General features: G+C 69.5%; 9 protein-coding genes. 6 read left to right on the top strand and 3 right to left on the bottom strand.

Translation table 11 applies throughout. From position 1 onward, the window contains the following. The first annotated feature begins 45 nt into the window (after positions 1 to 45). The 3 genes from H6693_12470 (at position 46) to H6693_12460 (ending at position 4321) form a co-directional block, all read left to right on the top strand. The gene (locus H6693_12470) at positions 46 to 549 is read left to right on the top strand and encodes a GNAT family N-acetyltransferase (GenBank protein MCB9516995.1); all 504 of its coding nucleotides are present in this window, start codon (positions 46 to 48) and stop codon (positions 547 to 549) included. A gap of 31 nt (positions 550 to 580) precedes the next feature. Continuing rightward, positions 581 to 1381, top strand: a complete 801-nt coding sequence (locus H6693_12465) for a methyltransferase domain-containing protein (protein ID MCB9516994.1) — start codon at positions 581 to 583, stop codon at positions 1379 to 1381. A gap of 516 nt (positions 1382 to 1897) precedes the next feature. After that, positions 1898 to 4321, top strand: a complete 2424-nt coding sequence (locus tag H6693_12460; GenBank protein MCB9516993.1) for a hypothetical protein — start codon at positions 1898 to 1900, stop codon at positions 4319 to 4321. Here H6693_12460 and H6693_12455 read toward each other — a convergent pair. The 3 genes from H6693_12455 to H6693_12445 form a co-directional block, all read right to left on the bottom strand. Next, positions 4318 to 5739, bottom strand: a complete 1422-nt coding sequence (locus H6693_12455) for an insulinase family protein (GenBank protein MCB9516992.1) — start codon at positions 5737 to 5739, stop codon at positions 4318 to 4320. The two genes, H6693_12460 and H6693_12455, sit on opposite strands and share 4 nt — an antisense overlap. After that, on the bottom strand, positions 5736 to 7271 hold the full coding sequence (locus H6693_12450) for an insulinase family protein (protein MCB9516991.1): 1536 nt from the start codon (positions 7269 to 7271) through the stop codon (positions 5736 to 5738). The genes H6693_12455 and H6693_12450 overlap by 4 nt, the downstream gene beginning before the upstream one ends. A 113-nt stretch (positions 7272 to 7384) precedes the next feature. Further along, positions 7385 to 9610: a response regulator gene (locus H6693_12445; protein MCB9516990.1), complete on the bottom strand. Its 2226-nt coding sequence runs from the start codon at positions 9608 to 9610 to the stop codon at positions 7385 to 7387. A gap of 153 nt (positions 9611 to 9763) precedes the next feature. On the opposite strand from H6693_12445, the gene H6693_12440 reads away from it, so the two are divergent. Genes H6693_12440 through H6693_12430 form a run of 3 tightly spaced genes read left to right on the top strand, consistent with a single transcriptional unit; the run spans position 9764 to position 11682 of the window. Further along, positions 9764 to 10492 carry a hypothetical protein gene (locus tag H6693_12440; protein MCB9516989.1) on the top strand — a complete coding sequence of 243 codons (729 nt, stop codon included), beginning with the start codon at positions 9764 to 9766 and terminating at the stop codon, positions 10490 to 10492. Positions 10493 to 10494: 2 nt separating this feature from the next. Continuing rightward, on the top strand, positions 10495 to 11136 hold the full coding sequence (locus tag H6693_12435) for an NYN domain-containing protein (protein ID MCB9516988.1): 642 nt from the start codon (positions 10495 to 10497) through the stop codon (positions 11134 to 11136). A 9-nt stretch (positions 11137 to 11145) separates the two neighbouring features. Continuing rightward, on the top strand, positions 11146 to 11682 hold the full coding sequence (locus H6693_12430) for a phosphohydrolase (protein ID MCB9516987.1): 537 nt from the start codon (positions 11146 to 11148) through the stop codon (positions 11680 to 11682). Positions 11683 to 11856: the final 174 nt, after the last annotated feature.

Below are 11856 nucleotides of genomic sequence, written 5' to 3'. Positions count from 1 at the left end.
CGCGCAAACATCGACGTGCACGGCGCCAACAATTGAGGGGGGACAGTGGTCGAGCTCCGGGAGCCGGACATCGCAGAGGCCGCGGCGATCGCGGAGCTTCTCAACCGCGACATCCAGCTGCGTGCGGACCTTCGCTGCCGTGACGACTTCAGCACCAGCGCGGAGGGCGTCCTCGGTACGCTGGCGGAGTGGTGCCAGGCCAAGCGCGCCGTCAGCTACGCGATTCTCGCTGACGGCGTCGCGGTGGGCGTGATCTCGCTGAGCCAGATCGATCCGATGACGCGCACCGGGCGGATCGGCTACTGGGTGGGCAGCGCACATCGGCGGCGGGGGCACTGCCAGGCGGCGTTCGAGCTGGTCCTGCGGGAGGCGCGCCGCCGCGGCCTGCGCGAGGTGTCCGCCTCGATCCGTCGCCGACACCTAGCGTCGCAACGGCTTTGGGAAAGCTTCGGCGCGACACCCGAACCCAAACCGACGGGACACCTGCTCTACACGCTGAGCCTTCGCAGCGTAGTCTCCGACCAAACTTCGCGGGACCGGCGCCCGTAGCCGGACTCTGCGCTTCGCGGGAGGCCGAGCCATGTCAGGCGTTCGCGATCAGTGGGCCACCGGATCCAGCTACGAGGACTTCATGGGCCGGTGGAGCCGTCGCCTCGCCCCGGAGTTCGTCGCCTGGTTGCGCTTGCCCCCGGATCTCCACTGGCTCGACATCGGCTGCGGCACCGGCGCGCTCAGCGACGCGATCTGCAAGCACGCCAGCCCCGCCAGCGTCGTGGGCTGCGATCCGGCCACGCCCCTCATCGACTACGCGCGGGAACACAGCCGCGATGCGCGCCAGTCCTTCACGGTCGCCGGCGCGGGCAGCCTGCCGCGGCGCGCGGACGGCTACGGCAGCGTGACCTCGCTGTTCGTCCTCAACTTCATGCCCGATCCCGAAGCCGCCGTGCGCGAGATGCTGACGGTGGCCCGGCCGCGTGGCGCGGTCTCCGCGTGCGTGTGGGACTACGCCGAAGGCATGCAGTTCCTCCGCAGCTTCTGGGACGTCGCCGCGTCGCTCGACCCCGCGGCCTCCGCGCTCGACGAGGGCGCCCGCTTTCCTCTCTGCCGCGTCGACGCGCTGACCGCCCTGTTCCACGCCTGCGGGCTCGGCGAGCTGCGCTGCGAGCCGATCGAGATCCGCACCGACTTCGCGGACTTCGACGACTACTGGCGTCCGCTGCTGGGAGGGACCGGGCCCGCGCCGTCCTACGTCGCGTCGCTCGACGCCGATCGGCGGGCGCTCCTGGAACGGAAGCTCCAGCGCGCCCTGCCCCGCAGCGCGAGCGGGGCAATCGCGCTCAAGGCGCGAGCGTGGGCCATCCGCGGGGCCGCGGAGCGCTGATCCTGCCGTCCGACTCCGAAAACACTGTCGCGCAGGCGCGGAACGCGTTGGGCCCCGCGACCAGAATGCTGTTATAATGGTGGGCCAGCACGCCGCCGAACCGGCACCCCAGCCGCCCCGGCCCCCAGGGCCTCGAACATCAGGGCAACGGCTGAGCTCTACCGTCAGCTCGACAGCGAACTCCGCCACTGCGCCGACCCGAGGCCTGGCACGATGCCTTCCTCCGGGCCGACCCCCCGGCCGTCCCGGGGAACACTCTTTGCTGTGAACTGACTCGCCTCCCCGGCCGCGGGTAGTGCAGGGAACGATTCTCCGGGCGCCCGAAGGACGCGCCCGAATCACCCACGGATGGGAACTCGGGGCACTCGGCAAGGTGCAAGGCCACCTTTGGGCCCGAATTGCACATGCAGCCTGGCGGCGGGCGGCGGAGCGCCGAACCGAGTCAGGGCGGATGGGGCGACACACATTCAATCGCGGACTTGGTTGCAAGCCCGTCGCAACCTTGGAGTAGACACCATGCTAATCGGGAAACGCCTCGGCTTGATCACGTTGCTCGCGATCCTCGTCCAGACCTGCGCCTTGCCGGCGCTGGCCCAGGATCGCAGCACCGGCGAAAGCCAGAACCTCCTGCTCGACTCGCGCTGGCCCGACGGCCCCTGCTATGGCGTCGTCTATGCGGACAGCATCGCCTACTACGGGAACGGCGGCTCGGTGTCGATCGTCGACGAATCCGACCCGTCCAACCCCGTGCCCCTGAGCCAGGTGCAGGTGCCCGGCCCGGTGCTGGGCGTGGACAAGCAGGGCGACTACATCTACGCGGCCGCCTGGACCGACGGCCTGCGCATCATCAACGTCAGCGATCCGAGCGATCCGGTCGAGGTCGGCCGCAGCGTGCTGGTGCAGTACACCTACGACGTGGCGGTGGATGGCAACTACGCCTTCCTCGCCGAGTACCAGAGCGGCCTGCGCATCGTGGACGTCAGCGACCCCGCGCACCCGGTCACCGTGTCGCAGCTCGACACGCCGGACCGCGCCCACGGCATCTGCGCCGCGAACGGCTACGCCTACGTGGCGGACTGGAACGGCGGCCTGCGCATCATCGACGTCAGCGATCCGAGCAATCCGGTCGAGGTCGGCGTCTACGACACGCAGAACGCGGCCTTCCACGTGGACGTCGCCGACACGCTGGCCTACGTGGCCGACCAGTTCGACGGCGTGCGGGTGATCAGCATCAGCGACCCGGCCAATCCCTACGAGGTCGGCTTCTACGACACCCCCGACTTCGCCTGGGAGGTGGCGGTCCAGGACACGCTCCTGGCCGTGGCCGACGGCATTTCCGGCGTGCTCATGTTCAGCGTCAGCGACCCCAGCAACCCCACGCTGCTGGGCAGCTACAACACCGACGTGGCCGCCTACGGCGTCGACATCGGCGACGACCACGCCTGGGTGGCCGACTACGGCGGCGGCATGGTGGCCGTGAACATCAGCGACCCGTCGGCGCCGACCTTCGACAGTCAGGTGGACTCCGGCGACTATGCCGAAGGGATCGTCACCGACGGCTACTACGCCTACGTCGCCGCCGACCGGCTCGGCCTCGTGGTGCTCAACCTCAGCAACCCGCTGGAGATCTACCTCAGCAGCCGCTTCGACACCGAGGGCTACGTCTATGGGCTGGCGCTGCAGGGGGATCTCGTCTACCTGGCGGACTACTCGCCCGGCCTCAAGATCGTGGATGTGACCGACCGCACGACGCCGGTCCTGCTTTCCAGCCTCAACATCGGCGGCGGCGCGAGGGCGGTGGCGGTGAACGACAGCATCGCCTGCATCGCGGCGTCCGAGACGGGCCTCGTCGTGGTGGACATCAGCAATCCCGCCGCGCCCGTGAAGCGCGGCACCTGCGACCCGGGGGTCTACGCGAACGGTGTCGCCCTGAGCGGCAACCTTGCCTTCCTGGCTGACGCCCAGGGTCTGTTCATCGTGGACGTCAGCGATCCCGACCTTCCCGTGCAGATCGGGAGCGTGGCGGTCGGGGCGGCGATGGGCGTGGACGTGTCCGGCGACTACGCCTACGTGGCCGCCACGGGCGGGGGCCTGCGCATCGTGGACGTCAGCGATCCCGGCGCGCCCTTCGAGCTGAGCTACTTCGACACCGTCGACCTGGCGCGCAACGTCTGCGTGGCCGGGCCCTTCGCCTACGTCGCGGACTACGGCGATGGCGTGATCGTGGTCGACGTGAGCAACCCCGAGTTCCCCTTCCAGACCGGCTACTACGACACCGGCGGCCGCGCGCTCGACGTGGACGTGCTCAACGACAAGGTCCTCGTGGCCGACGATCGCAACGGCGTGGCCCTGCTGGGCAACGAGGCGATTCCCGTCTTCCTGGCCTATCTGCGCGCCGATCGCGTGTCCGACGGCGTGATGCTGCGCTGGCAGGTGGCCTGGCAGGACGGCAACGAGGGCTTCCTGGTGGAGCGCCGCGTGGCGGATGGCATCTGGCAGCGGCTCACGGGCGTGGCGATTCCGTCGGCGGGCGGCATGGACTTCAGCTACCTGGACAGCACGGCGCCGTCCGTGGCGCTGGAGTATCGCCTGATCGAGCAGGACGACCTCGGTCAGGAGCGCGTGCTGCGCTCGGTGAGCGTGGGCGCCACGGCCGGGGCGCTCGCCCAGGCCAGCCTGAGCGCCTTCCCCAACCCGTTCAATCCGCAGACCACGCTGAAGTTCACGATGCCGATGACGGAGCACGCGCGGCTGTCCATCCACGACGTGATGGGTCGCCGTCTTCGCCTGCTGCACGACGGCCCCCTGGCCGCCGGCGCGGCGACCTTCAGCTGGAACGGCCGTGACGAGGCGGGCAACGCGCTGCCGTCCGGCGTCTACCTGGCGCGGCTGCACACGCCGCAGGGCGACTGGGAGCGCAAGCTCGTGATGGCGCGCTAGTCGTCCACTGGCAGGGGCAGGGGCTCGAGCACCGTCACCGGTCCGAGCCCCAGCCCCTCCAGCGCCTCGGGACCGCCCTCCGGCGTGCCCAGCACCATGACCACGGGCTCGTCCCCGAAGCTGGCCCAGCGCGCGGCTGTGGCTGCGAGCGAAGCCTCGTCCGCGGCCTGGTACCCGGCAACCATCCGCCGCGCGTAGTCCGCGCCGCGCCCGGTCACCCGATCGGCGATCTGACTCTCCAGGAAGTAGCTCGGACTCTCCTGCACGCTCAGCGCGCTTCCCAGCATGAAGAGCCGAATGGACTCCACTTCCTCCGCGGTCAGCGGCCGGTCGGGCAGCGCCGCCGTTTCCTCGCGCACCGCGCGGATCAGCGGCAGGATGCCCTCGGGACGCGTATTGCCCATGGCCCAGAACTGCCCGCGGTCGGCGTCCTGTGAGAGAAGGGTGGTGGTGCCGTAGCTGAGGCCCTCGGACCGCGTGCGCATGAAGACGCGCAGGTAGCCCAGGCCGTAGCTGAGCATGCGGGCCAGCGAAACCTCCGGGGAGGTGTCGGTGAGGTCGGGGATCGGCCGGCCCATCCGCAGGTGGCACTGGCTGAACTCCCCCGGGAAGACGAAGACGCCCGGCCGCGTGACGCGCGGGGCCAGGCGCGCGACGGGCGCCGCTTCGCGACCGGCGCCGGTCCAGGTCCCCACGAGCCTCTCGAGCAGGGCGCGGATCTGCGGCTCGGTGACGTCCCCATGGACACCGAGCACGAGCGTGCCCCCGCCGAGGAAGCGCCGGTAGAGCGCGCGCAGCGTCTCGCCGTCGATGGCCTCGATCTCCTCGCGGGATGCGATGCGACCCTGCGGTGACTCCGGACCCGAGAGCAGGCGCTGATAGTAGGTTGCGACGAGCAGCCAGGGTTCGTCGGCCAGGCCCTGGAGCTCCTTGATCATCTGCGCGCGCGTGCGCGCGATCCGTTCCTCATCGAAGGCTGGCGCGAGCAGCAGATCGCGCCAGAGCCGTGCGCCCGCCTCGAGATCCTCCGCGAGCATGAGCGCGTTCAAAAGGGCGCAACCCCCGGACACCTTGGGCTTGAGTTCGAGGCCGAGGGCGGACACGGCCGCGTCGAAGTCCTCGGGGCCTCGTTCGCCGGCGCCGCCCGCGCCCCACAGCGCTTCGAGGGCGTCGAGCGCCGGGTACTCCGCGGGCTCGAGGTAGCGTGTGCCCATCGCGAAGCCCGCCGACAGTGAGACCAGCGGCAGCTCGTGGTTCTCGAAGAGGATGACGCGGAGTCCGTTGGGGAGGGTGAACTCCGCCGGCGTGGGCAGGGTCAGTTCGACGCGCACCGGGTCCAGCGCGTCGGGATGCCGCGGCGTGGCCGCATGGCCGGGTGTCGCCAGGACGAGGGCCGAGAGCAGGGCCAGGGTCTTCACGGGCGGCCTCCTTTCGCATCATCGTCGGCCGGTTCGAGATGGACCACAGCGGCCCGCTCGGGCGTGAACAGCGTCCGCGCAAGAGCGCGGATCGAGGCCGGCGTCGCCTCGGCATAGTCGGCCACGCGGCCGTAGGCGTTGCGCCAGTCGCCGGTGCCCGCCTCGCTCTTGACGAGCAACTCGGCGATGTCCTCGCTGCGCTGCAGTCCGAAGATGAAGTCCTTGCGCATCACCCGCGCCAGGGCCGCCAGGGTCTCCGTCGACACGGGCTGTTCCTGAAGGCGCCGCAGCTCCTCCCAGACCAGCGCCTCGGCCTCCTGATTGTCGTGATCGGGCATGACGTCCACCTCGATGACGAAGAGGCCGCGCTCGCGCTTGCAGCCGCCGTCGGGGTAGGCGTAGACGTTGCGCGCCACACCCGCCTCGAGATCCAGCCGCTTGACCAACGCGGACGTGCGGTCGCGCGCCAGCAGTTCGGCGAGCACGTCGGCGAGCGCGCGTTCGGGGCTCCCCGGCTCGACTCCCGAGAAGGCCATGATGAGCTGTCGCTCCTCACCCTGCCGGTGGACGGCGCGGCGCGGACCGTCCGTGGCGATGGTCGGCGGCGGCAGTGGCGGCGGCAGCGGCCCCGCGGGGATGTCGCCGAAGTAAGCCTTGATCAGGCGCCGAGCGTCGGCGGGATCGAAGTTGCCCACGAGGGCGCCCACCATGTTCCCCGGCACGTAGTGGCGCGCGTGGAAGTCCGCGGCCTGACCCGGGGTGAGGGTCTCGAGCTCGGCCATGTAGCCCACGGTCGGGTCGGCATAGGGGTGCTCGCCGTAGGCCAGGGCCTGCATCTTCTCCCACGCCGCGCCCTCGGGATTGTCGTCCGTGCGCTGGCGTCGCTCCTCCTTGACCACTTCGAGCTCCGCGTAGAACTGCCGGTAGACGGGATCCTGCTGACGCTCGCTCTCCAGCAGGGCCCACGCCTCCAGTCCGCTGGGCGGGAAGCTGGCGTCGTAGATCGTGTAGTCCTTGCCGGTGCTCGCGTTGTACATGGTGGTGAAGCGTTCCATGAGATGGAAAAAGTCCATGGGGTCGGCGAGGGCATCGGCGCGGGCCTCCGCCGCCACGACGGCCTCGCGCGCCGCAGCCACGGCGGCGCTGTCGGCCGGTGGTGTGGCGGTGACCGCGCGACGCAAGGTCTCGCCGAGGACGGCCACCGAGTCGAGCAGGGCGGCTTCGGCCGCCGCGTCGTCCGTGCCCATCGCAGTCGTGCCCTTGAAGGCCATGTGCTCGAACATGTGCGCCAGCCCCGATGCGCCGTCGGGGCTGTCCGCGTTGCCCGCCTTCACCAGTAGACGGGCGCTGACCTGCGGCGCGGCGGGGCGCGGCAACAGCAGGAAGAGCAGCCCGTTGTCCAGACGATACTCCTCCACGTTCGCGAAGAGCTGCGGCAGGTCGCCCGGCACGGCCTCGTCGGCGCGTGCGGGGGGGGAGAGAGCGAGGGTAGTGAGAAGCAGAACGGAGATACGCAGCCGACCACTGGACATGCCTTCACGCTCCCTGCACCAAGGCGCCGTCGGCGCCGTCCCGAATCCTACTAGTGAATGCGCAGGCTCAGGCTACAGAAGGCGTGACAAAAAAGATAGAGAAATCGAGCCGGTCAGACGTGGGCGAGGATCGTGGAGATCAGCGCGCCGCGGTCGATGGGCTTGGTGCAGTGGGCGTTGCAGCCGGCCTCGAGGGCGGCCTCGCGGTCGCTGTCCATGGCGTGGGCGGTGAGGGCGATGATGGGGCCCTCGTAGCCGCGCTGGCGCAGTTCGCGGGTGGCGGCGTGGCCGTCCATGCCGGGCATCTGGATGTCCATGAGCACCACGTCGTAGGTCTCGCCACGGTCGTGGGCGGCGAGGGCCGTGTCCACGGCCTCGCGGCCGTTCTCCACAACGCCGACCCAGGCGCCCATCTTCTCGAGGACGTGACGCACCAGGCGCTGGTTCGTCCGGTTGTCCTCGGCCAGCAGGATGCGCAGGTTCAGCCGCTCCGGGCCGAGCGGCGGCTCCTCGGGCGTGTTGAGGAAGGCCAGCCCCTCTTCGGGCGTGATCATCTTGAGATCGTCCATCAGGCCGGTGGCCACCACGACCCTGAAGGTGCTGCCCTTGTTTTCCTTGCTGTCGACCGAGATCGTGCCGCCCAGCATCTCGGCCAGACGACGGCTGATGGACAAGCCAAGCCCCGCGCCGCCGTACTGCCGGCGGGCGGTGCCGTCCACCTGGGTGAAGGGCTCGAAGAGCGCGGCCAGCTTGGCCTCGCTCATGCCGACGCCGGTGTCGCGGATCTCGATCTCCAGCGTGGGCAGGCTGGGGTCGTGCCGGTAGATGGGACGGATCCGCACCCCACCGCGCTGCGTGAACTTGATGGCGTTGCTCACCAGGTTGATCAGGATCTGCCGCAAGCGCACCGGATCGGTGCGCACCACCGCGGGCAGATGCTCGGGGTAGTCCACGATCAGGGACAGCCCCTTCTCGTGCGCGCGCACCCGCATGAGCTCCTGCACGTGGTGCAGCAGCTGGAACATCGACACCCGCGTGAAGTTGAGCTCCATGCGGCCGGCCTCGATGGTGCTGAGATCGAGGATGTCGTTGATGATCTGCAGCAGGTAGCGGCCGTGCTCGCGAATGATTCCCAGCGCCTCGCGGCTTTCGCCGTCCACGAGTCGCTCGTTGAGGATGTCCGCGTAGCCCAGGATCGCCGTCATGGGCGTGCGGATCTCGTGGCTCATGTTGGCGAGGAACTCGGTCTTCGCGCGGGTGGCGGCCTGGGCCTTCTCGGTGACGTCCGTCAGGCAGCGGTTCGTCTCCTCGAGCGCGCGCGAGTACTCGGTGAGCTGCGCCTCGGCCTCCTTGCGCTCGCTGATGTCGAAGGCCGTGCAGGTCCACAGGCGACGCCCCTCGCCCTGGTCGGCGGAGCGGGCGAAGACCTCCATCCAGCGCTCCTCGCCGCGCAGCGTTGCGCGGAACTCGCCCTGCAGGGGCTGGCCGTCGCGCACGGAGGCCAGGACGCTCTCGCGCAGGCGCTCCAGGTCGGCGGGGTGGACCAGGTCGAAGATCGCGTCGGCGCTCTCGCGGATGCGCGCGACGGCGTCGGGCCCCACGGCCGAGAGGGCGTTGGGGCCGAGGTAGCGCAGCTGGCGGCGGCCTTCGGCAGTCTGCAGATAGGAAAAGACGATCCCCGGCAGGTTCTCGGCCAGGCTCCGGAAGCGCTCCTCGCTCTCGGTGAGGGCCTGGATCGCGCGCACGCGCTCCAGCTCCGAGGCCGCCCGCGACGCGAAGATCTCCAGGATCGAGGTCAGCCAGCTCTCGTCGGCCGCGTCCAGGGGGTCCTTGTCCATGATGCTGAGATTGCCGAGCACGCGCCCGTCGCTGTCGCTGAAGCTCAGGCCGAAGTAGGAGTCCGCCCCGAGCTTGGGGAGGTGCTCGTTTTCGGGGAAGGCCGCACGAACCCCGGTGGCGCAGAAGTACTGGCCCTGCCGCAGGGTCCGCTCACAGGCCGTGCCGACGAGGGCGAACTCGTAGTTGGGGATCCAGTCGTCCCCGCTCCAGAAGGAGAGCGTGCGCAGGCGCGGGGGGGCGCCGGGAATGCGCTCGGTGATGAAGGCGCAGTCCACGTCGAGGACCTGCGCGAGCTGCCGGGTCAGGCCCTCGAAGAAGGCCTCTCCCGTCAGCCCCGCGGTGCTCTCCACCACCTTGAGCAAGATCTCGCGCGCGAATTCGCGGCCCGCGCGCGCGTCCTTGGTGTTTCGTGGCATCCTGCCGTTGCCTCCGTGCTCTCCGTGCTCGACGTTGACCAGGCTTTCCTCGAAGGGGCCGTCGCTGCCCGGTCTAGTCAGCACTGTAATAATCGACCGCTAACCGGGCATTCTTTAGGAGAATCCCGGCGGTAGAGGAGCCGGCGTCAGCAGCGTCGGACGGCTGCCGCTGGACAGAGTGGAGGGGGGGTGCTAGGCTGCAGCCCGAACTCGGCCCCTGGAATCCCATAGAGGACCATGACTTACCAGCGTCGGCTTCTGATGATTCTGCTGGTGATCGGGGTGGCGACGACCGGTTGCGTCTATTGGCGGCTCCTGAAATTCAAGCATCAGCTCGATGATTTTCACGAGAACTTCGCCTTCCAGAGCGACAGCACCTACACCCTGGTCAGCCGGCATCCGCTGCTGAGCGGCGGCGACATCGACGGCATCATGGAGGTGGAGCCCACCGAACGCGCCACGCGCGGCGCGCTCGAGTGGCGCGACTACGCCTTCGCCAAGGAGCCGCCGGACGGCTCGCCGCCGCTGGTCTACCGCTTCGGCTTCGAGGACGACCTGCTCGAGCGCATCGAGTTCCCCACGCAGTTCACGCTGCTCTACCCGGACACCATGCTGACGTCGCTGCTCGCCTCGCTCGGCCAGGCCGACGTGGACAAGGGCGAGCGCTCGGCACGCGCGCGACTCATGCGCGAGCAGCTGGCGACGTCGCTGCCGGACCGACGCCGACTCGCGGCGGTGCTCGGCCCGCCGGTGGAACGCGACAGCAGCGAGACGGGCGAGCGCTGGATCTACCGCTACCGGCTCGACACGACCACCCAGGGCAAGGCCGAGCGGAAGCGCCGCGCCCGTGGCGAGTTCGTCTTCGGACCGAACGGGGACCTGCTCTCGCTGGAGGCCGCCCTGGGACGGCACGCCCTCAGCTTCGACGTGGAGGCGGCCCGCGCCGCCGACGACCGGAAGGAGTGACCATGCGAGCCGCCCTCTTCATCGACGGCGCGTTTCTCGAGGTGCTCATCATCAAGGAACATGAGCGCGCGCAGGTGGACTATCACAAGCTCGCCATGGGTCTGATCAAGCGCGTGTCGCGCAACGCTGGCCAGCCGGTGGATCTGCTGCGCACCTACTACTACCACGCGCTGCCCTGGGCGCCGCCCGAGCCCGACGACGACGAGCGCGAGCGCGTGACGAAGAAGCGCGGCTTCTTTCACCGCCTCGAGTTCCTGCCGCGCTTCACGGTGAAGCTGGGCCGAACGCAGCGCGTGCTGGCCGACGACGGCAGCGTGACCTACCAGCAGAAGGGCGTGGACGTGATGCTTGCCGCCGACATGGTCCACCTGGCCAGTCGCGGCGTGGTGGACCATCTGATCCTGCTGGCGCCGGACGCGGACTACGTGCCCGCCGTGCGCCTGGTCAAGGACCTGGGCGTGGTGGTGCACCTCGTCCACGGGGCCAACGTGGCGGCCTGCGCCGAGATGCGTCGCGAGTGCGACGAGCGCATCGAGCTGGACGCCGACTTCGTGCACCAGGCGCGGCGCAGCGGCAACGTGCGCCGCAACGAGACATCGCCCGAGTTCAGGGACGAGGGCGTGAGCGACTACTTCAACCGCTAGCGAGGAGCCATGGACCCCGTCGTGCACAAGCTCTGGCCGGAACTGGACTGGATCGAGGACGAAGACCTGCGCGAGAAGACCGCCGCGGTCTGGGGCTACGCCATCGAGCAGAGTCCGCTGTCGGCCGAGGACCTGGAGACCATCCCCTTCACGCTGCTCACGAAGAAGGCCGTGAGCTTCATGGCGCACAAGCGGAGCGTGGTGCACGTCTGCCGCGACAGCGCGCGCACCATGCGCGAGTTCTACGGCGACACGCTGCCGATCAACATGGACCACCTGATCAGCGGCGCGATCCTGATCGACGTGGGCAAGCTGCTCGAATACGAGCGCGACCCGAGCGGCAAGATCGTCCAGAGCCGCTACGGCTCGCTGGTGCGGCATCCCTTCAGCGGCGTGGGCGTGGCCATGCGCTTCGACCTGCCCGCGGAGGTCTGCCACATGATCGCGATGCACGCGAAGGAAGGCGACTCGGGGCAGCGGACGATCGAGGGGCTGATCGTGCACCACGCGGATTTCATGACGTTCGAACCTTTCAAGTTGCTGTAGACATGCGCGCACTTCCGCTCGCTTCACACGCAGACGTGAGGCGCTCGCGGAAGCGCGCGCACGTCTACTGCAGCTCGACGGAGCGCTCATGAAGGCCCAGGTGCTTCGCAAGACTGCGCCTGTCGGCCAAGAGCCGCTGCGGGTCGAAGAGCGGGAGCTGCCGCCGCCGGGGGT

It is taken from the genome of Candidatus Latescibacterota bacterium (genome assembly GCA_020633725.1).
Lineage (GTDB): Bacteria > Krumholzibacteriota > Krumholzibacteriia > JACNKJ01 > JACNKJ01 > VGXI01.
Note: the sequence above shows the minus strand (reverse complement) of the source record. Positions and strands in the feature narration are given on the sequence as shown.